The organism is Streptomyces fulvorobeus (assembly GCF_013167895.1).
GTDB lineage: Bacteria > Actinomycetota > Actinomycetes > Streptomycetales > Streptomycetaceae > Streptomyces > Streptomyces fulvorobeus.
In genome coordinates, this window is the sequence record NZ_BLWC01000001.1 from 5754067 (window position 1) to 5774607 (window position 20541).

Genomic DNA, 20541 nt, shown 5'->3' on the forward strand with positions numbered 1-20541 from the left:
TCTCTGGGGACGGGGGTCGGGGTGGGCTCTCCGGAGGTCAGTCCGGCTCGTCCGCCGGGGGCACGAGCCGGGTGAGGGCCCGGGCGGCGATGCGGTAGCCGAGGGCGCCCATGCCCATGACCACGCCCGCGGCGAGCGGGGCGGTGACGGACGTGTGCCGGAAGCTCTCGCGCGCCCAGACGTTGGACAGGTGGACCTCGATCCAGGGCGGCGCGAAGTCGGCCAGCGCGTCCCGCAGGCCCCAGCCGGCGATCATCAGCGCCCCGGGGTTCACCAGCGCGCCGACCGCGTCACCGTGCCGTTGGAGCAGATCGATCAACTCGCCTTCACCGTTCCGCTGTTCGGCGACCAGTCGCCAGCCCCGGGCGGAGATCTCCTCGGCCACATCGGCCTCGATCATGGCCGGCGTGGTGGTGCCGTAGATCTCCGGTTGGCGGGTGCCGAGCGTGCCGAGGTTGGGACCGTTGAGCAACAGAACATGGCTCATTCGGGTCCCACCTCACCGGTTCCGAGGACGGCCCTGCCGTCGAGCCCCAGCGGCCGGATACCGATCGAGGCGAGCACGGTCGGCGCCACGTCCACCATGTCGAACGGCTCCGGGGACACCCCGGCGGCCTCCGGCGGGGCCTGGGCGCCCCGCCGGTAGAACACGGCGTCCTCCCTGGTGTGGGTGCCGGTCAGCGTGTCGGAGCGCAGCAGGGCCGTGCCCTCCCAGCCGCCGCGCAGCTGTACGCCCGGCGCGGGCAGCGCCAGCAGGTCCGCCGACTGATCCACCAGCGGACCGTCGTACAGCTCATCGGACCGGTACACCCGCGAGATGAGCAGGGGACCGTCCACCTCGGCACCGACCCGCTCGCCGTCACTGCGCAGCGCGGACAGTTCGGCGCCGATCTCCTCGGCCAGTGCCTCCGCCTCGGAGTCGGTGAGCCCGCCGCCCGCGAACCGCTTCTCGCGGTGCAGGTAGATCCGCGCGGGATCGAGAGCGAATGCCTGGGTACGGGCGTCGAGGCCGGCGGCGAGGGTGGGCGCGGCGCTCAGCGGGGCCAGGTACCCGGCCTCCCTCAGCCAGGAGTTGACGTAGAACTGCCGGTCGACCGGGCCGAAGCCGTGGTCGCTGACGAAGAACAGCTCATCGTCGTCCCGGCACAGGTCGACGAGCCGGCCGACACAGGAGTCGACCAGCCGGTAGAAGTCCCGTACGGCCCCGTGCAGCGGGTCGGCGGGGTCGGCCACGGCCCGCCACAGGAAGTGGTGCACCCGGTCGGTCTCGGTGATGACCGCCACGCCCAGGTCCCACGGCTCGTGCGTGAGCAGGTGTTCCATGGCGTCGGTGCGCGCCCGCAGGGCCCGCGCCGCCCGTCCGAGGAACCCTTCGGGGTCCTTCGCCACGTCACCGACCTCGACGTCCAGCTCGTAGCCGAAGCCGCGCAGCACGGGAAGCAGCCTGGCCGGGGTGACCGCCTGTTCCATCCGGGGCGCCACGAATCCGGAGACCACGACGCAGTCGGCGGCCGGGGCGGGATAGGTGCCGGGGACGTTGAGACACACCGTACGCCAGCCCGCAGCGGCGGTCAGCGCCCACAGCGGGGGTTGGCGCAGATGCGCCAGGTTCGGGAAATGCATCCGGTAGCCCGCGTCGGGCATGAGGTCGGTGAATCCGAAGACGCCGTGCCGGCCGGGGTTGGTTCCGGTGAGGAAGGTGGCCCAGGAGGTGGAGCTGATCTCCGGCACCGGAGCCCGCAGCTCGGCGCAGTACCCCTCGGCGAGCAACCCGCCGACGCGGGGCAGGACGCCTTCCGCCGCGAGCGCGGTCAGCAGGGTGCGTGGCATTCCGTCGATCCCGATGATCAGGGCGCGCTCGGCCATGTCCGCTGTCTCCGTTCGTCAGGCGGTGGGTGCGCCGGTGCGGTCCATGCGGTCCTTGACATAGGCGCCGAGCAGGTCGAGGTCGTCGATCAGTTTGATCGAGAGATCCTCGTCGGCTATCTCCACCCCGAATTCGCTCTCGACCCAGATCAGGAACTCGATCGTGTTGATCGAATCCAGTCCCAGCGCCTGCACGAGCCCGTGGTCGGGGACGCCGGACGGTTCGACGGACAGTTCCAGTGAGTCCACGAGCAACCTGCGTAGCCGAGCCTTTATCTCTTCCACGGCGGAGCGTCCTTTCAGCGGAGACGTGAACCGTACGGGCGGCGGTGCGGGGCCGGCGGACAGCGGCAGGGAAGCCCGCGCGGACAGGGCCGTCGGCGGGGACCGTGGACCGGCCCGGAAAGACCGCCGGCCTGCGAGGAAACGCGAACGGGCGGCACGGGAATGTGACCGAGGCACCGTCGGACTTGTGGGCGGGGAACCACAATAGGCGGAATGACCTTTCGGTTGAGGCGTGTGTTCTGGCCATTCCTCCGGCGCGGGCCGGACGGCGGAGAACACCCGCCCCGGCACGGCGTATGCCGATGTCCCGGCCGGGTACCGGCGGCTTGGGGCTGGCAGAAAAGCAACCGTGCGCACCGCGGCGGACGCGACCTCTCCGTCGTGGTGTTGACGCGGTTCGGTGGAGCTTGCAGGATTTGGACCGCCGGGCGACCCAGCTCGCCCTCCACCGTCTGCCCGTTTTCGTCAGCGCAGCTCGACCGGGGCGTACTCGCCCCGGAATCCCTCGTCAGAACGCCGCCCCGAGGCCCCGCCTCGTCGCCGCGACCGACGGACTCGCTCTTCGGCCCGCGCTTCGTACTCCGCCGCCGGAAAGGCAGCGGCCAGGGAGTCGTCGCCGTACCGCGCGCCGCACACCGACCGAGACGATGAGAGGCCCGTTCATGGCATCCGCTCCGGCCCAGCCCACCTTGACGTTCCCCGCGTGGCCGCAAGCCGGTGAGGAGGAACGCGAAGGTCTGTTACGCGCCTTGGACCAGGAGGGCTGGTGGCGCAACGGGGGCGGTGAAGTCGACAGCTTCGAGCGCGAGTTCGCCGAGCTGCACGGGGCGCCGTACGCCATCGCCACCACCAACGGCACCCACGCCCTCGAACTGGCGCTGTCCGTCCTCGGCGTGGGCCCCGGTGACGAGGTCGTCGTGCCCGCCTTCACCTTCATCGCCTCCTCGCTCGCCGTCCAGCGGCTCGGCGCGGTCCCGGTGCCCGCCGACGTCCACCCCGAGACCTACTGCCTCGACGTCGATGCCACCGCCCGGCTCGTCACCCCGCGCACCAAGGCCGTCATGCCGGTGCACATGGCGGGTCAGGTCGCGGACCTCGACGCGCTGGCGGAGCTCGCCGAGGCGACCGGCGTCACCGTCCTCCAGGACGCGGCGCACGCGCACGCGGCGCGCTGGCACGGCCGCCGGATGGGCGAGTTCGGTTCGATGGCGGCGTTCAGCTTCCAGAACGGCAAGCTGATGACGGCCGGGGAGGGCGGCGCCCTGCTGCTGCCGGACGAGGAGAGCCACCGGCAGGCGTACCTGCGGCACGGCTGCGGGCGCCCGCCGGGCGACCGCGTCTACGCCCACCTCACCCAGGGATCCAACTACCGCATGAACGAGTTCTCGGCCGCCGTTCTGCGGGCACAACTGACGCGCCTGGAGGAGCAGATCGCCGTACGCGAGCAGCGCTCCCGCCAACTGGAGGCGGCGCTCGCGCGGATCCCCGGTGTGGTGCCGCAGGGCCGGGACGACCGCTGTGACGTGAAGTCGCACTACATGGCCATGGTGCGGCTCCCCGGGGTGCAGCCCGAGCGCCGCACCGCCGTGGTGGACGCGCTGAACGCGCACGGCATCCCCGCGTTCGTCGGTTTCCCTCCGGTCTACCGCACGTCCGGCTACTGGCAGGGCCCGTACTCCGGCGACGCCGACGAGATCGGCAAGCGCTGCCCGGTGGCCGAGGAGATCGGCGGCGACTGCGTGTGGCTGCACCACCGGGTGCTGCTCGCCGACACGGCCACGGTGGACCGGCTCGCCGAGGTGTTCGCCGAGGTCGTGGCCCGCACTTGAGCCGCCGCGCACAGGGGACACCCAGTCAAGTCCGGCAGGCAGGCAGGGGAAAGCAGATGACGGTTCAGCGTGAGTTCGCCACGGTGGTCTTCGACCTGGACGGGGTGCTCATCAACAGCTTCGCGGTCATGCGCCAGGCATTCGCCACCGCCTACCGGGAGGCCGTGGGCGAGGGAGAGCCGCCCTTCGACGAGTACCGCACCCATCAAGGACGTTACTTTCCGGACATCATGCGCCTGATGGGCCTGCCCTTGGGGATGGAGCGGCCCTTCGTCGAGACCAGCCACCGGCTCATCGCCGAGGTCGAGGTCTACCCGGACGTCCCCCTGCTGTTGAAACGGCTGCGGGAGTCCGGCGTCCGTACTGGCATCGCTACCGGAAAGTCCGGGGCGCGGGCGCGCGCCGTCCTGGAGGTGGTGGGTCTGCTTCCCCTCCTTGACACGGTCGTCGGCAGCGACGAGGTGCCGCGGCCCAAGCCCGCCCCCGACATCGTCCGCGAGGCGCTGCGCCGGCTCGGCGCCAGGCCCGAGGACGCCGTGATGGTGGGGGACGCCGTCATCGACATCCAGAGCGGCCGGGCAGCCGGAACGGCTACCGCCGCGGCGCTGTGGGGGAGACCGAAGCGGATCCCCTGCGCGCGGAGCGCCCCGACTTCGTGCTGGAGGGCCCCGTCGACCTGCTGGCGCTCGTCCCCAGCGGGGCGGACCGATGAGCACGGGGGCCGCCCGCCCGCGCTGGAGCCTCGTCGCCCCGCAGGGCACCAATCTCGAACTGGCCGGGCTCTCCGGAGCCGAGGCATGGCGCACCCTGGTGGAGACCGCCGAGCTGGCCCGCGCATGTGGATACGACACGCTGTGGCTGGAGGACCGCACGGACACGCTGCCGCGCCGGGAACCACAGCCGGTGACCGAGAGCTGGACGGCACTCGGCGCCCTCGCGGCGACCGTCCCCGACATCGGCCTGGGCCTGCTCAGCCCGGCCCCGCCCCACCGCAACGCCCTCCTGCTCGCGAAGCGGGCGGCGGGCGCCGACATCATCTCCGGTGGCCGCCTCACCCTGGGGCTGTCCACGGCCCCGCAACTGCCGGAACACGTCGCCGCGGGCACCGCCCGCCCCGGAAGCGGCACCGGGTCCGCCCTCGCCGAGACGATCGAGGCGCTGCGGGCCCTGTGGTCCGGCGTCCGCACCACCCTCGACGGGGAAACCGTCACCCTCGCGGGAGCCCATGCCGTACCCGCCCCGGTCCGGACCCGGCTGCCCCTGGTGGTCCGGGCGAACGCGGCCTTCCCCGACGCCGCCGCCCTGCTGCCGGAGGCCGCGGTCCGCGAGTGCGCCGCCGTGCAGTGGCAGGGCGAACCCGGTGAAGTGGCGCACGCCGTCGCAGCGTTCGGCGTCCGGCGGGAGAAGCTGGGCCTGGACCCGGCCCGGACGTGCCACGCGGTCCTCGCCGAGTGCCGGGTCTTCGAGAACCGGGTGAGCCGGGACCGATGGCTGTCCACCCCGCACGTGGTGGCGTTCTGGAGCCACCACCCCGACCTGCTGGCCCGGCGCAGCCTGTACGGGACCGTCGAACAGCTCCTCGAACGCGCCGGGCGCTACGTCGCTGCCGGGGCGACGGAGTTCGTCCTGTGGTTCCGCGACTACCCGGAGACCGAGAGCCTGCGCCGGGTCGCCGAAGAGATCGCCCCGCGGGTGCAGGCGCCCGCCCGCGGCACGGACACCGGGGAGGCGTAGACGTGCCGACGACCACAGCCACCGCCGGCTACCTGTCGGACGCCTGGCTCCGCCTGGCCGCCGGGCTGGATCCCGCACCCGACCCCGGCCGGCGCAGCACCGTCGCTCTCCGCCTGACGGTCACCGACCCGCCTCCCGGCGTCCATGCCACGGTCGACGCGCACGTCGACCTGGAGGCCGGCCGGCTCGCGGTCACGCCGGCGGCCGGCGAGCCACCCGCTTTGCTGATCGCTCTGCCGTACGCCGCCGCTCACACCCTCCTGCTCGGCGCCGCGCGGCCACGCGCGGAGCTGCTGGAAACAGGGGACGTCACGATCACCGGCAACTTCAGCCTGCTGTTCTTCATCGACGCTGCGCTGCAGCGCGACCGCAGCGGCCATGTCGCCGCCCTGCGCGCAGCCACCGCCGTACCGCCCGGGCACCCGTCGTGGGCCGAGCCTCAGCCGGAGACCGGCACGGCCCAGGAGACCGGCACGGCCCAGGAGACCGGCACGGCCCAGGCCGACCGGGAGGCCCTCCTCCGGGCCGGTGACGCCTTGCCCGACACCCTGCGTGAGCTGAGCCGTGAGGTGGGCACGTCCACGCCGGGAGCGCAGTTCTACGTATCCCGGGACGGCGAGGTCCTGGCCGACGTCGGCCTCGGTCTGGCCCGGCCCGGCGTCGCCATGACCGCGCGGTCCGCACCCCTGTGGTACTGCTGTGCCAAGCCGCTGCTTTCGGTCGCTCTCGGCCGCCTGTGGGAGGCCGGTGACTTCGACCCCTACCGACCGGTCGCCGAGTACCTGCCCGAGTTCGGCACCAAGGGCAAGTCCCGCATCACCGCGATGGAGCTGCTCTGCCACACCGGTCCGTTGGCCACGGGCCTGGACCCGCTGCACGGGGTCGTGACGGGCCCGGACGCGGAACGGCTGCGGCGCGCCCTCGACGTGCCGGTCCCGGCCCGAAGTCCCGGAGACCGGCCGGGCATCGCCTACAGCCAGTGGTGGGCCTGGTTCGTACTGGCCCGCCTGCTGCCCGCCATCGACGGCCGTGACTACGTCGACTTCGTCGAGCAGCAGATCCTGCGCCCCTGCGGCATGGACCGCACCCGGGTGCGTCTGACCTCCGAGGAGTACGCGGCGTACGGCGACCAGCTCCCGCTCATCCACGTGTCCAACCTCGGTGACGTACCGCAGCCCACCTACTTCTGGTCGACGCGCGGCGCCACCACGCGCTGCGTCCCCGGAGTGAACACCCGAGGTCCCCTCAGCGATCTCGGCCGCCTGTTCGAGATGATGCTGGGCGGCGGGACCGCGCCCGGCGGACGCGTCCTGGCGCCGACGACCACGGCCGCGCTCACCGCCCGCCATCGCACCGGATTGACCGACCGGTACGGAAACGCCGACTGGGGTTTCGGATTCCGCCTCGAATGCCGCTCGCTCGGCTCCGCGTACACGAGCTTCTCGCGCCATGCCTCGCCACGCGCCTTCGGTCACGACGGGCTGTGGACCGCAGTCGTCTTTGCCGACCCGGAGGCCCGGCTCACCGTGGCCGTCCACCTGAACGGCAAGGTGGAGCACGAACGGCACCGCGAGCGCATCCTCCGGATCGCCGATGCCGTCTACCAGGACCTCCGACTGACCTGAGGCCCCGGAATTCCGGACCAGCCCCGACTTCCCCGTACTCCGCAGAACAGAGAGGCGTCCCATGGCACAGCAGCCCGCTCCGCCCGCCCTGCCCGTCCCCGACGAGGTCGGCCGGCTCTACGACCGCTACACCGACCTCGGCAGTGCCACGCTGGGCGAGAACCTGCACTTCGGGTACTGGGACACCCCGGACAGCCCCGTGCCCTTGACGGAGGCCACCGACCGGCTGACCGACCTGATGACGGACCGCCTGCACATCGGCCCCGGCTCCCGGGTGCTCGACCTCGGCTGCGGCACGGGCCGCCCCGCCCTCCGCATCGCCGACCGCACGGGCGCCGACGTCACCGGCATCTCCATCAGCCACAAGCAGGTCGAGCGGGCCACGGCGCTGGCCGCCGACCGAGGTCTGGCGGACCGGGTCCGGTTCGAACGGGCCGACGCGATGGACCTGCCGTTCGCCGCCGGCTCCTTCGACGCCGTGATTGCCCTGGAGTCCATCATCCACATGCCCGACCGGGCCCGCGTCCTCCGTCAGGTGGCCCGGGTGCTCCGGCCGGGCGGACGGCTCGTGCTCACCGACTTCTTCGAACGCGCACCGATCCCCGACTCGGGACGGCCCGCCGTCGAGCGGTATCTGCGCGAGTTCATGATGACGATGGTCCAGGCGGAGGACTACCCGCCCCTGCTGCGTCAGGCCGGACTGTGGTTCGACGAGCTGACCGACATCAGCGGACCCACCCTGCGCCGTACCTTCATCGAGCTGTCCGCGCGCATCAACGGCTCCGCGCAGCAGCTCGCGGCCGATTACGGTGGCGAACTGGTGGAACAGTTCGATCCGGCCGACATGACGGACGTCGAGGAGTTCGGCCATCTCCTCGTCGTGGCCGTGCGACCCGGCCGCTGAGATGGCGCGATGTGACCGTCGGTCCGCGAACCACCGGCACAATGACGGGTCATGTCACCCATGACTTCTGAAGTGAACTCCGTCCCGGCCGATTCACGTCGGGGCGGACCTGCGTGGATCACCGTGTTCGCCGCGTGCGTGGGACAGTTTGTCGTCGTCCTCGACATCTCGGTGATCAACGTCGCGCTGCCGTCCATCCGCGCGGGGCTCGACATCGGTGCGGGAAGCCTGCAATGGGTGGTCAACGCGTACGTGATCACCTTCGCCGGATTGCTGTTGCTGGGCGGCCGGGCCTCCGACCTGTTCGGGCGCAAGAGCGTGTATCTCGTCGGGCTCGGGATCTTCACCGCGGCCAGCCTGATGGGCGGTCTCGCGACCTCGTCGTGGATGTTGATCGTGGCCCGCGCGTTGCAGGGCCTTGGCGCGGCCGTGCTGTCGCCCGCCACCCTCACGATCCTCACCACGACCTTCCCGGAGGGCACCGGACGCGTCCGCGCGATCGCGATCTGGACGGCTGTGGGAACGGGCGGCGGCGCGGCCGGTGGACTCATCGGGGGTGTACTCACCGACTTCCTCTCCTGGCGCTGGGTCCTCCTGATCAACGTTCCGCTGGGGCTGCTGGTGATCGTGGCGTCGGCACTGTGGCTCGCGGAGAGCCGGCCCGGGAAGACGGGCCGGCATCGGCTCGACGTTCCCGGAGCCGTCCTGGCGACGCTCGGCGCGGGCAGCGTGGCCTACGGCATCTCCCAGACGGAGTCGCACGGTTGGGGATCGGCCCAGGCCCTGTCGTTCCTGTTCCTCGGCTTCGCCGCGCTGGCGGCGTTCTGCGCCGTGGAGCGCCGCGCGGCGGAGCCGCTGGTCCCGCTCGGGATCTTCCGCGTGCGGTCGGTGTCCGTGGCCAACGTCATCACCCTCGTCAGCGGCATGGCCTTCTACGCGATGTGGTTCTTCCTGTCGCTGTACATGCAGAACGTGCTGAAGTACTCGGCCGTGGAGACCGGGCTCGCGCTGCTGCCGCACACCTTCGCCGTCATCCTCTCCGCACAGCTCGCGCCCCGGATGATGCGCTGGGTCGGCGGACGCACGCTCCTCGCGCTCGCCAGTGTGCTGACGGCGGCGGGCTTCTTCTGGCAGGCGACCATGGAGGCCGACGGCAGCTTCCTGGCCACCATGCTCGGCCCCGGCATCGCGTTCTCCTTCGGTGCCGGTGTGATGATGACCGTCCAGTCGGTCTTCGCCACCGCGGGGGTGCCCCTGGAGCAGTCGGGCGTTGTGGCCGGTCTCGTCAACACCTCGCGCACCATGGGCGGCGCACTCGGGCTGTCCGTCCTGTCGTCCTTGGCCGCCGGCCGCACCGATCGGGGCGAGACCGGCCTGGAGGCGCTGACCTCGGGCTATGCGAGCGCATTCTTCGGGTCCGGGGTGGCCATCGTGCTGAGCATGGCGCTGATCGTGCTGCTGCCTCGGTCGCCACGAAGCACGGCGACCCCGTGACCACCCGGCCCTCCGAAGCCTGCCTGCGGCGGTGACACTCGGCCACACCTCCGCGACTTGGCGAGCTCGCTCGTCACGTGACGGCCGATGTGGCACTGCGTGCGCGGATCGTGCTGCGGTCCGGCGAGGGGCGGCGACGCAAGGACGTTGCCGAGTCGGCAGGGGTCTCGCCGGGGAAGGTTCATGGCGCCCCCTCCGTGCTGCTCCGAGGAGTCGTCGGGCGGGCCGTGGCCATGGTCGTGAGAATCGGCGATTCGCTGACCCGGGATTCGCTGCTGGGTTGCCGCGCCGCGTAGGCTTGAGGAGTCGTTGAGGTGGAGCTGGGGAGGGTGAGTGGGTCTTCCCGATCCCGCCTGACGAAGCGTCAGGAAAGTCGGCAAGTGGTCAGCATGAGTCCTGAGAGACCTGGGGAACGCTGCCCGAACATGCGACTCGTTGTAGGGTAGGTAAACAGCACTTGACCTGCAAAAACGCAGGCAGGGAGCCTAACGCCAGGAGTACCACGATGCTGCGTACGATGTTCAAGTCCAAGATTCACCGTGCCACCGTCACCCAGGCCGACCTGCATTACGTCGGTTCCGTGACGGTCGATGCCGCGTTGATGGAAGCCGCCGACCTGCTGCCCGGTGAGCTCGTGCACATCGTGGACATAGACAACGGCGCCCGCCTGGAGACGTACGTCATCGAGGGTGAGCGCGGCTCGGGTGTCATCGGCATCAACGGGGCCGCCGCCCACCTGGTCCACCCCGGTGACCTGGTCATCCTCATCAGCTACGCGCAGGTCGACGATGCCGAGACCCGTGCGCTGACCCCGCGCATCGTCCACGTCGACGCGGACAACCGCATCGTCGCGCTCGGCGCGGACGCCTCGGCGCCGGTCCCGGGCAGCCGTACCGAGCGCAGCCCGCACGCCGTCCCCGCCGCGGCGAAGTGAGGGAGGGCGGCGGCGCGGAGTGCTCCAGGCGAGGTGAGACGGCTTCGGGTGTGTGGACTCGGCAGGCGCGGGCAGCCGCTCCGGGAGACGGTGGAGCTGCTGTGCACCGTACGACCCGGAGGCTTGGAGAACCGAGATGACCCACCCGTATCCCGACCCGCTGCCGCCCCCGCCGACGCCCAACCCCGTTCCCGGGCCGCCCGGTCCGCTGCCGCATCCGCAGCCGACGCCGCCCGCTCCCGGGCCGCCGGCCCCCGACCCCGTACCGCCGGGCCCGGTGCCGCCCGGTCCGGCGCCCGACCCGATTCCGCAGCCGCCCGCGCCGAATCCCGATCCGGCGCCGGAGCCCGAGCCCGCCCCCCAGCCGGCCGGCTGAGCCGGAGCGGTGCGCCGATCGGACGGTCGCGGCCGGTTCGGCGTCCGCGCACGGCTGCCGGGCGGGCCCGGAGCGCGCGCCGGGAGACCGGCAGCCTCCAGGGCCCGGGCCGGCCCCGGGGTCCGGGTCGGCTTCGAGACGTGAGCGGTCCGAGCCCTCTGCTGGTCCGCCGGGCAGTGCCGGCTACTGCTCACCTCCCGCCCGCGCCCCCGCTCCGAGCCGTGTGAGGGAGTCGGCGTGCGCCAGTCCGCTCTCCCTCGCGATCGAGTCCAGGGACTGGGCGTCGCGCACCGGGGCGAAGCGCACCCCTTTCCCTCCCGCCCCCCGGCTGAAGCCGTACACCGCGGGCCTGGGCAGGCTGTTGTACGCCCACGGGGTGGAGAAGTAGTACGCCCCGGTGTCGTACAGCACGACGAAGTCGCCCTCCCGCAGTTCGGGCAGTTCCCGGCCGTGTGCCACGACGTCTCCGGTGAAGCAGCACGGTCCCGCGATGTCCTGCACCAGGAGCGGCCCGGCGGCGGGGCGTCCCTGCGCGTCGAACGCACCGACGCGCAGCGGCCAGGCGTCGGGCATGAAGACCGTACGGGTGGCGGTCTGCGCGCCCGCGTGGGTGAGCGCGATCCGGCGCCCGCCCGCGTCCTTCGTGTACTCCACGAGCGCGCCGATGAAGCCGTTCTTCGCGAGCAGCGACCGGCCGAATTCGGTGACCAGCGCATAGCGGCCGTCGAAGAGGCCGGGCGCCGCTTCCCGCAGCGCGGCCACGTAGTCGGCGTGCGAGGGCCGGACCGTGTCGTCGGCGAAATTGACCGGCAGGCCGCCGCCGATGTCGATGCTGGTGACGCGCTGGGTGCGCAGCGAGCCGTTGATCTCCTCGGCCAGTTCGTACGTCTGCGCGATACCCCGGGCGATGAGCTCCAGGGGGCAGCCCTGCGAGCCGACATGAGCGTGCAGCCTGGTCAGCCACGGCCGCTCGGTGAAAGCCCGTACGACCGCTTCGCGCGCGCCCTCGTCGTGGAGCGCCACTCCGAACTTGGAGGTCGCCGTCGCGGTGCTCATCGCTTCGATGGAACCGCCGCCCACCTGCGGATTGACCCGGAGCCCGAGGACGGAAACCGAGTCCCGGGTGCGCAGTTCGTCGATCCGCCGCAGTTCGTCGAAGCTGTCGGCGTTCACGGCGACCCCGAGGGCCAGCGCCAGCCGGATCTCCTGGCGCGTCTTGGCGGGGGAGTCGAGCACGATGTCGGCGGGAGGGAATCCCGCGTCGAGCGCCAGCCGCAGTTCACCGGGGCTCGCGACCTCGCATCCCATGCCGCAGGCGGCGAGCAGCCGCAGGACGGGCACGAGTGAGGACGCCTTGGCGGCGAAGGTGTGGAGCGTATGGGGCATGGCGGGGAACGCGTTCCGCAGCGCGGCCACGGACGTGCGTACCCCGTCGGTGTCGATGAATCCGGCGACGGGCTGCCGTTCGCCCAGCAGGCCGTCCGCGACGGCCTGGCGGACCACGTCGGCGAACTGCGGGGAACCGGCCGGAGAAGCGGGGATCGGAGAGTTCGTCTGCGTCATACCGCGAGAGTCGTCGATGGCCGCCCCACAGTTCTTCGTCGAACCGGCCAAGCCTCGCCCTCACCCTTGGCCGGACGGGCAAGCGTCCTGACAAATCATACCGAAGTGCTCAGTTCTCGGCCGTCAGGCGGACGCCGAGCATGAGGAGCAGCCGGGTGTCCGGGTCGTCGACGTCCACACCGAACCGTTCCCTGGCGCGCCGCAGCCGGTAGCGCAGGGTGTTGGGGTGCAGGACGAGCCGCTGTGCCGCCCGGGCGACATCGCCCGAGGTGTCGAGGTAGGCGGCGAGCGAGCGGACGAGCTCGCCACCGGCCGACAGATCGGCCCGTACGAGATCGTGCACCGGCCCGCTGCCCGCCTCCCACAGGGGCCGTGCGGCGTCCAGGACCCGCAGGACATCGAGTGAGGGGCCCAGCCCGGCGGCCGTGGCCCAGCGCGGCTCGCCCTCAGCCCCTCCACCCCTCCCGCGCAGCACCCGCAGGACGAGCAGCGCCTCCTCGCACGACGCGGCGGCGCCGAGCGTGGAAGAGACGACCGAACCCGCCCCCACCCGGACGGGCGCGCCCCCCGGCAGCGACACCGCGAGCGCGTCGAGCTCCTTCGCCAGCCGCACGACGTCCCGGTCCTGGGCGCTGCCCACGGGCAGCAGGATCAGCAGCCGCTCCGGTTCGCGGAGCACCAGCACCGTCGAGCGGTACGAGGCCGCCTGGAGCGCCAGCACGTCCAGGGTGCGACCGGCGGAGGGCGGCAGGGCGCCGTCCGCCCGCTCGACTGCCAGCACCGCACAGGGGGCGTCGGGGGACAGGCCGAGAGACCAGGCGTGCGTACGCGCGTCCCCCCGGCCGTACAGCAGCCCGCGCAGGGCGTGGTCCCTGCGGCGTACGGCCGCACTCTCCCGCAGCCGGTGGCTGATCAGGTGCGGGGCCGCGACCTCCGCCGCCCGGCGCAGGGCGTCCGGTGCCCGCGGGAAGAGGCTGCGGCCGTCGGCCGCGACCCAGATGGAGCCGAGCACCTCCGGCCCGCTGCGAACGGCGATGATCAGGCGTTCCGGGCTGTCCCCGTCAGCGGGGCGGTGGATGACGTCCCGGGAGGTCCACAGCGCGTGCAGGATTCCGCTGCGGCGCAGCTCGGCGACCCGCCACTCGGGGACCCGCCCGCCGAGGATCGTGGAGCGGCGGACCCCGTCGGCCTCGGACCGGGTGGCGGAATGCGCCAGCACCCGGAACCGGGTGTCCTCGATGGTGATCGCGCCACCCGTGTACTCGGCGATGGCGGCGGCGAGCGCGCTCAGACCGCCCGCCGCGGCGTCGGGCATCTCCGGCGGCCCCTCGACGCGATCCGTGCCCGCGTACGACAGCGCGGAGCGCAGGAGCGCCGCGGTGTCGGTCCAGTCCGCCCACGCCGCCCGGGCCAGCACGGCGAGTCCCGACTCCTCGGCGGCAGCCAGCACTTCGGGGGCCGGGAGCACGCCCTCCGTCTCGCGCAGCACCACGGCTGCCGCGCCGCGCCCGGCCGCCCCGCGCACCGCGGCCACCGCCCCGGCGGAGGAGACCGGCGGCCCCACCGCCAGCACGGCGCACGCCTCGGCCGACCGCGTGCCCTCCTCGTCACCGAACACGACGCCCCGCACGGCGACGTCCTGGCCGGCCGGCGCCAGCAGGAGCCGCAGCCTGCCGCTGTCGTCGAACGCGAGGATGTCGCGCAGCGTGCTGCCCCGCACCGGCACGTGGTGAGGCGGTCGGCTGGTCACGCGACCGAGCATACGAGCGGGCGGCCGCGGGGGAGCGACCCAGACGGGCTCTTCAAGCTGGGCGTCCCGCCTCGGTGACCACCGCCCGCCAGTCGTCCTGGGCGCCCCCGGCCTCCCGGGCGGACCGCTCGCCGGGGAGCAGACTCAGCAGCTCGGGCGGGGCGTCGTCACGGCGGCGCATCGGGTGGAGCCCTGTGACGCCCGTGCGCGCGGCGCCGGTCATCTGCGGTGCGCTCACCGACTCTGCGGGGGTCGCGCCGGGGCGGACTGACCGGTGCGTACGGCGGCGACAGCGCGTTCAGCGCGTCGTCACCTCTCCGGCGGGCGGGGACTCGTCGTCCAGCGGAGTTCCCTCCAGCGGCTCCGCGTCGTCGTCGACGACATGCATGGCGGCCTCCTCCGCCGACGCGGCGGCCCCGTCGATGCCCACGTCCTGAGCGGTCGGTGGGGAAGGCACGCCGCCGTCCGCCTGCTGTGTCAGCCGGCCGGCCCGGACGACGCCGACCTCCGCGTCCCAGAGCTCCCCGTCCCCCTCGGACAGGTCACCGGGGCCCTCGTCCGCATCGGAGACATCGGGCAGCTCACGCGTGAGGCGCCGGTCCAGGGACTCCCCCTCGTGCTGTTCCGCCGCGGTGGTGCCCTCCTCGTCGACGGCCCACGGCCGCTCCGGCGGGGAGTACCCCGCGTCCAGGAGATCGGTGACGTCCGAGACGTCCAGGGTGTCCTCGGGACCGAGGAGTTCGTTCGGGTCGGAGGCTTCCGCTTCCTGTGGCTGGTAGACATCGTCCCCCCGTTCGCTGTCGGTCATCGCGGTGTCCTCTCGTCCGGGGCGACGGGCCCTCTGTACGCAATTCCACTCCGGTACGCGGGGAGCCGCCAACGGAAGGGACCCGGCGCCGCCGGCCATGGAGCGGCGGGGCGGGATCCCGGGCGGAACAGGAAAGGTCCGACCGGACGTACACTCGGCTCATGGGTCGTAGACGTGCCACGAGGGAGAGCCTGCCGCAGGCCACCGCCGTGCTGCGCCCGGCCGCGGCGCGTAGGACGGGTACCGGGCCGGTGAGCACCGACGGCGTCGGCGCTCCCGGGACCGGCCGTACCGCTCTGCACGGTCACGGCTAGCGATCTTCTCCATCCGGTCACGGTCGGTGACTCCTGGCGGCTCCCGCGGGGGACTCGCCCCTGACCGCTGCCCCTCCCCGAACACAGCGGGCGTCCTGCCCCGCTGAACCTGTCGCGTCCCGTTCCTCCGGGAACGCGCGACGACCCCCACGGTTCCACATCACCACGCAGCTTGCGGAACACCGCCCGTGCTGCTGTCCGGCGACGCCGCACCACGGGCCGAGCCACTTCGAAGGGATCACTGTGAAGCTGAGCGAGCTGCTGGCCGGACAGGAACACCAGATTCTCCAGGGCGACCCCACGCGGACGTCGATCACGGCGGGCACGACGTTCGACGCCGAACTGGCCGCGCCCGGCTCGTTGTTCGTCGCGGTACCCGGCTACCAGGGCGGGGGCCCCGAAGCCGTCGCTCCGGCGGTCGCCCGCGGTGCGGCGGCGGTGCTCGTCGGCGCCGACGTACCGGAGCACCCGGTGCCCGCGGCGGACGTGTGCGTGGTCAGAGTGCCCGACATCCGGGCCGCGGCGGCCGTCGTCGCCTCGCGCTACTTCGGTGAGCCCGGCCGGCAGATGGACATGATCGCGATCACCGGGACCAACGGGAAGACCTCGGTCTCGTACATGGTCGAGTCCGTGCTGCGCATCGCCGAGGGCGCGAAGGCCGGCGTCATCGGGACGGCGGGCAGCCGGATCGGTGACGAGCTGATCCCGATGCCGCAGTCGGTCCTGACGACCCCGGAGACCCCGGACCTCCAGTACATCCTGGGCCACATGCGGGACCGCGGTGTCGGCACCGTGGTGCTCGAGGCGACCTCCATGGGTCTGCTGACGCACCGCGTGGACCGCACCTTCATCGATGTCGGCGTCTTCACCAACCTGACCCAGGACCACCTGGACGACCACGGGACGATGGAGAACTACCGGGACGCCAAACTCCGGCTGTTCCAGGGCCTGTGCCGGCACGCGGTGATCAACGTCGACGACCCGGTCGGTGCCGCGATCCGCGACGCCGCGCCCGACGCCGTGACCACGTACGCCCTGGACGCCGAGGCGGACTACCGGGCCACCGACCTCGCGGTCGACGCGTCGGGCACCCGGTTCACCCTGCACCACGACGGCCGCAAGTACCCGGCGGCGATCCCCTCGCCCGGCCGCTTCTCCGTGGCCAACGCGCTCGCCACGGTGGCCGCCTGCCACGTCCTCGGCCACGACCTGGCCGGACTGGTCGCCGCGCTCGAACAGATGCCGCAGATCCCGGGCCGTTTCGAGCGGGTCACCACCCCTTCCGGTACCTCGGTAATCGTGGACTACGCCCACTCCCCGGACTCCCTGAGCAAGGTCCTGACGACCATTCGCGGTTTCGCCGCGGGCAGGGTCATCACCGTCTTCGGCTGCGGCGGCGACCGCGACACCACCAAGCGGGCCGACATGGGAACGATCGCGGGCACCGGCTCGGACCTGTGCGTCCTCACCTCGGACAACCCCCGCCACGAGGACCCCGAGGACATCCTCGACCAGATCGCACCGGCCCTCACCGCGACCGGAACCCCCTTCGAACGGTTCGTGGACCGGCGCGAGGCGATCGCCTTCGCGCTCTCCGTCGCGGGACCCGACGACATCGTGCTCATCGCGGGTAAGGGCAGCGAGCCGCATCAGATCGTCGGCGACGCCCTGCTCCCCTTCAGCGACATGGCGACCGTCCGCGAACTCACCGAGGTGTAGGGCGCGCGACGCCGCCCCACTCGCCTCCCGGACGCGCCGATCGCGACGAATAAGGTGTTGGCCGCCGGGACAGGCCCCTGACCTGCTGAACCCGAGCCCGGGGGGCGTGAGGCGACCGGGGGAGCGGCGACGTGGGTGCGCACCACGGAGGCCGCACGGACGCTTGTCGACGACTGCCGCGCCCTCGTGTTCGGCGCCCCGGTCCTCGGCATCTTCCCGGCGGTGTACGGAGATCTGCTCTTCGCCGTATACAGCCGTATGCAGCAGCGGACCGGCCGAGTCCTACGCCCGTGCGGGCGGCACGGCGTACCCGGCCCGCTTCGACCGGCGCCGGGGCGGCAGGGACGAACCGGTCCACGCCTGACGCAGCGCGGACGTCCCCTTCGCCTTCGGCACCCCCGACGACCCGGACACCTACCTCCTGATCGGCGGCCCGCCGAGCCCGGCCGACCACGAGCCCCCGCGCGGATGGCGCGGGCCTGGGCGGATTTCGCCGCCCACGGAGACCCCGGCCGGCCGCCCGACCGGCGCGGGCAGCGGTCCGGTGAGGTCCGGGGCGCCGGGGAGTACGGCGCCGGAGAACACACGGCGAGGCACCGGCCGACCCACTCCGCGCCCCGTGGCGCACCGCGGGCTTCCCGCTGGCCGGGCCGTGAACACCGCGTGTACGGCCAGGGGCGGCAGGCACCCCTGCGCGCGGGGGCGCGCGGTTTCGCCCCCGCGCGCCCCTAGCTCCCTTGTCATCGACCCGCTGCTACGCCTAAGTTGACCGATTGTCACGTGTCCGACAGCCAGGGGGGAAGCCGAATCATGGCCGCGAACGGACGGCACCGCAGATATCAGCCCAGCCGCATCAACCGTGTCTCGCTCACGGTGACGGCCGGCGGCGCGGGCATCGCGCTGCCGTTCATCACCGCCGCGTCGGCGGGCGCCGCCTCGGCGGACGTGTGGGAGAAGGTCGCCGCCTGCGAGTCGACCAGCAACTGGCACGTCAACACGGGCAACGGCTACTACGGCGGCCTGCAGTTCTCCGGGTCCACCTGGGCCGCGTACGGGGGCACGGCCTACGCGCCGCGCGCCGACCTCGCCACCAGGGACCAGCAGATCGCGGTGGCCGAGAAGGTGCTGGACGGCCAGGGCCCTGGTGCCTGGCCGACCTGTTCCGTACGCGCGGGGCTGACCCGCGGAGGCGACGCCCCCGACCTCGCCCCCAGTCGCTGGGGACCAGACCGGCGGACGCGCCGCAGAGGAGCGCTCCGCGCGCCGAGCCGAAGACCGCGGCCCCCGCGACACCGACGACCGTGCCCGGCCTGCGGGAGTCGTACACGGTCGCCCGCGGCGACTCGCTCTCCGGCATCGCCACCACCGAGGACGTCCGTGGGGGCTGGCAGCGCCTCTACGCCGCGAACCGGCAGATCGTCGGGGACGACCCCGACCTGATCCTTCCCGGGCAGCGGCTCAGCCTGGACGTGGCCAAGGCGCGGGGAACCGCCCGGAAGCCCGCGGCCGCCGCGCCGGCCCCGAAGCGGCCGGCGGCCCCCGAGGTCCAGCAGAAGCGGGAAGCGGAGCCGCGGCCGGAGAAGACGGCGAAGCCGCAGCCCGAGCGGGAAGCGAAGCCGCAGCCCGAGAAGACGGCGAAGCAGGAGCAGAAGAAGGAAGCCGGGCAGGAGCAGAAGAAGACCGTCCGCTCGGACCGGGCGTCCGAGCGCGTGGAGAAGAGTTCAGGCTTCAGCGCCCCGGTGGCGGCCCGCACGGGCACCCCGTACCGCCAGTCCGGCTCCTGGTCCAGCGGCTACCACACCGGAGTCGACTTCCCCGTCCCCACCGGCACCTCGGTGAGGGCCGTGTCCGCCGGGACGGTGGTATCGGCCGGCTGGGCCGGGGCGTACGGCTACGAGGTCGTCATCCGGCACGGCGACGGCAGGTACAGCCAGTACGCGCACCTGTCCGCGCTGAACGTGCGCGCCGGCCAGCAGGTCGGCGGCGGTCAGCGGATCGCCCGTTCGGGCTCCACGGGCAACAGCACAGGTCCGCATCTGCACTTCGAGATCCGCACCGGCCCCGGTTACGGCTCCGACGTCGACCCCCTGGCCTACCTCAGGGCGGGCGGCGTCAGGATCTGAACCGAACCGGTCCGCCGGTCGCCTCCGCTCGCGGGCCCGCCGAACGCCACGCCGCCCACCACGCGCCGCCCCTGGGGCGGCGTCAGGGCCGGCGGCAGGGAGTTCGGCGCCGGAAAGGAAGCCGTGGCCGCCACCTCGGCAGACGGACGGCCGGCGGCTGCGGGGCGCGCTCCGACGGGCGACGAAGGCGCGGGCGGGCTCGCGAGTTCCGGCAGTCGGCCGGACGGGCTCCGGGGCACGGGCACACTGTGGGCCCCGCCGTCCGCCGCGCCGGGCGCGGCGGTGCGTACCGCGTCCGGCGCGGTGCGGGTCCGTTCGGCCCCGAGCCGCTCCCTGGTGAGCAGGACGAGACCGCCCGCCGTCACCGCGCCGGAGACCAGCGCGAGGAGGGTGCCCGTCAGGCCGAAACGGAAGTGCTCACCGAAGAGGGTGATCCCCACCGCCGCCGCGACCACCGGGTTCACGACCGTCACGACCGCCAGCGGGGCGGTCAGACCCGCGCCCCGGTACGCGGACTGGGACAGCAGGAGCCCCGCCGCCGCGAGACCGGCGATCACCAGCAGGGTCGGCAGGCCGGAACCCACGGAGCCGGAGGTCCACTCCACGGCCACGGTCTTGGTGAAGACCGAGCCCATCCCGAAGGCGATCCCGGCGCCGGTCGCCAGCAGGACACTGCGCACCATCGGTCCGCGCAGCCCCCTGGCGAGAAGGAAGAGCGCCGCCACGCCGCCGAACGTCACCGCCGCCAGCATCGCCTGCTCGGAGGCGCCCAGCGTGTGCGACTGCGCGCTCCCCGTCAGGGCCAGCAGTCCGGCCAGGCCGACGGTGGCCGTCACCGCGCCCCGCCAGGCCGTGGTCCCCGCCCTGCGGCGCACGAACAGCGCGGCCATGGGCAGGGCGAACACGATCGTCAGGGCACCGAGGGGCTGGACGAGGCTCAGAGGCCCGTAGGCGAGCGCCACCACGTGGAGCACCGCGCCCACCCCGTTCAGCGCGACAGCGGCCCACCAGGCCGCGTTGCGCAGGAGAGTCGTGTACGAGCGGCCGTCCCCGCCCGCGGCGACGCGCTCCTGGACGATCGCCCCGGCCGCGTAGGCGACCGCGGAGACCAGTGACAGGAGCACAGACAGCGCGAGGGAACTCATACAGACCACGATGTCCTGTCGGGGCCGCCGAGTCGTCGTCCCAGAGGCGGCGATTCGACGTACTGCTCCGGT

At 72.9% G+C, this 20541-nt stretch carries 17 protein-coding genes and 2 pseudogenes; 11 read left to right on the top strand and 8 right to left on the bottom strand.

Features of this window, described 5'->3' with window-relative positions:
* Positions 1 to 37 precede the first annotated feature (37 nt).
* From Sfulv_RS25875 to Sfulv_RS31285, 3 genes are read right to left on the bottom strand one after another with little or no spacing between them, the layout of a single operon-like run.
* Entirely contained in the window at positions 38 to 487 is a 450-nt protein-coding gene (locus Sfulv_RS25875; protein WP_173316881.1) for a type II 3-dehydroquinate dehydratase, read from the bottom strand.
* Complete coding sequence (locus Sfulv_RS25880) at positions 484 to 1866, bottom strand: alkaline phosphatase family protein (protein ID WP_173316882.1); 1383 nt, start codon at positions 1864 to 1866, stop codon at positions 484 to 486. The genes Sfulv_RS25875 and Sfulv_RS25880 overlap by 4 nt, the downstream gene beginning before the upstream one ends.
* An 18-nt stretch (positions 1867 to 1884) precedes the next feature.
* Positions 1885 to 2508, bottom strand: a complete 624-nt coding sequence (locus Sfulv_RS31285) for an acyl carrier protein (RefSeq protein ID WP_305961387.1) — start codon at positions 2506 to 2508, stop codon at positions 1885 to 1887.
* Between the two features lie 305 nt (positions 2509 to 2813).
* Here Sfulv_RS31285 and Sfulv_RS25890 point away from each other — a divergent pair, with 305 nt between their 5' ends.
* The 8 genes and pseudogenes from Sfulv_RS25890 (at position 2814) to panD (ending at position 10671) form a co-directional block, all read left to right on the top strand.
* A complete protein-coding gene (locus tag Sfulv_RS25890; RefSeq protein WP_173316884.1) occupies positions 2814 to 3980 on the top strand; it encodes an aminotransferase class I/II-fold pyridoxal phosphate-dependent enzyme in 1167 nt (388 codons plus the stop codon).
* Between the two features lie 128 nt (positions 3981 to 4108).
* Positions 4109 to 4594: pseudogene (locus Sfulv_RS25895) on the top strand (HAD-IA family hydrolase); the annotation flags it as partial.
* 94 nt (positions 4595 to 4688) lie between these two features.
* A complete protein-coding gene (locus Sfulv_RS25900; RefSeq protein WP_173316885.1) occupies positions 4689 to 5714 on the top strand; it encodes an LLM class flavin-dependent oxidoreductase in 1026 nt (341 codons plus the stop codon).
* Between the two features lie 2 nt (positions 5715 to 5716).
* Positions 5717 to 7339 (top strand): serine hydrolase domain-containing protein, encoded by a 1623-nt coding sequence (locus Sfulv_RS25905; RefSeq protein WP_173316886.1) that lies wholly within the window; start codon positions 5717 to 5719, stop codon positions 7337 to 7339.
* 61 nt (positions 7340 to 7400) lie between these two features.
* Positions 7401 to 8243: an SAM-dependent methyltransferase gene (locus tag Sfulv_RS25910; RefSeq protein ID WP_173316887.1), complete on the top strand. Its 843-nt coding sequence runs from the start codon at positions 7401 to 7403 to the stop codon at positions 8241 to 8243.
* A 51-nt stretch (positions 8244 to 8294) separates the two neighbouring features.
* Positions 8295 to 9737: an MFS transporter gene (locus tag Sfulv_RS25915; protein WP_173316888.1), complete on the top strand. Its 1443-nt coding sequence runs from the start codon at positions 8295 to 8297 to the stop codon at positions 9735 to 9737.
* A gap of 77 nt (positions 9738 to 9814) precedes the next feature.
* Complete coding sequence (locus tag Sfulv_RS29840; protein WP_218578063.1) at positions 9815 to 10033, top strand: hypothetical protein; 219 nt, start codon at positions 9815 to 9817, stop codon at positions 10031 to 10033.
* Positions 10034 to 10242: 209 nt separating this feature from the next.
* Positions 10243 to 10671 (top strand): aspartate 1-decarboxylase, encoded by a 429-nt coding sequence (gene panD, locus Sfulv_RS25920; protein WP_173316889.1) that lies wholly within the window; start codon positions 10243 to 10245, stop codon positions 10669 to 10671.
* Positions 10672 to 11230: 559 nt separating this feature from the next.
* Here the strand turns inward: panD and Sfulv_RS25925 are convergent.
* The 4 genes from Sfulv_RS25925 to Sfulv_RS25940 form a co-directional block, all read right to left on the bottom strand.
* Positions 11231 to 12610 (bottom strand): type III PLP-dependent enzyme domain-containing protein, encoded by a 1380-nt coding sequence (locus Sfulv_RS25925; RefSeq protein WP_173316890.1) that lies wholly within the window; start codon positions 12608 to 12610, stop codon positions 11231 to 11233.
* A 109-nt stretch (positions 12611 to 12719) separates the two neighbouring features.
* Positions 12720 to 14360, bottom strand: coding sequence for a PucR family transcriptional regulator (locus Sfulv_RS25930; protein WP_256669116.1), 1641 nt, complete (start codon positions 14358 to 14360; stop codon positions 12720 to 12722).
* Between the two features lie 52 nt (positions 14361 to 14412).
* Positions 14413 to 14598, bottom strand: coding sequence for a hypothetical protein (locus Sfulv_RS25935; RefSeq protein WP_173316892.1), 186 nt, complete (start codon positions 14596 to 14598; stop codon positions 14413 to 14415).
* Positions 14599 to 14658: 60 nt separating this feature from the next.
* Positions 14659 to 15168 (bottom strand): DUF5709 domain-containing protein, encoded by a 510-nt coding sequence (locus tag Sfulv_RS25940; RefSeq protein WP_246353238.1) that lies wholly within the window; start codon positions 15166 to 15168, stop codon positions 14659 to 14661.
* Positions 15169 to 15329: 161 nt separating this feature from the next.
* On the opposite strand from Sfulv_RS25940, the gene Sfulv_RS25945 reads away from it, so the two are divergent.
* The 3 genes and pseudogenes from Sfulv_RS25945 (at position 15330) to Sfulv_RS30785 (ending at position 19324) form a co-directional block, all read left to right on the top strand.
* Positions 15330 to 15482: a hypothetical protein gene (locus Sfulv_RS25945; protein WP_173316893.1), complete on the top strand. Its 153-nt coding sequence runs from the start codon at positions 15330 to 15332 to the stop codon at positions 15480 to 15482.
* A 243-nt stretch (positions 15483 to 15725) separates the two neighbouring features.
* Complete coding sequence (locus tag Sfulv_RS25950; protein WP_173316894.1) at positions 15726 to 17201, top strand: UDP-N-acetylmuramoyl-L-alanyl-D-glutamate--2,6-diaminopimelate ligase; 1476 nt, start codon at positions 15726 to 15728, stop codon at positions 17199 to 17201.
* An 810-nt stretch (positions 17202 to 18011) separates the two neighbouring features.
* A pseudogene (locus Sfulv_RS30785) lies at positions 18012 to 19324 on the top strand (transglycosylase family protein).
* On the opposite strand, the gene Sfulv_RS25960 reads toward Sfulv_RS30785, so the two are convergent.
* Complete coding sequence (locus Sfulv_RS25960) at positions 19294 to 20469, bottom strand: DMT family transporter (protein ID WP_173316895.1); 1176 nt, start codon at positions 20467 to 20469, stop codon at positions 19294 to 19296. The pseudogene Sfulv_RS30785 and the gene Sfulv_RS25960 overlap by 31 nt on opposite strands.
* Between the last annotated feature and the right edge of the window lie 72 nt (positions 20470 to 20541).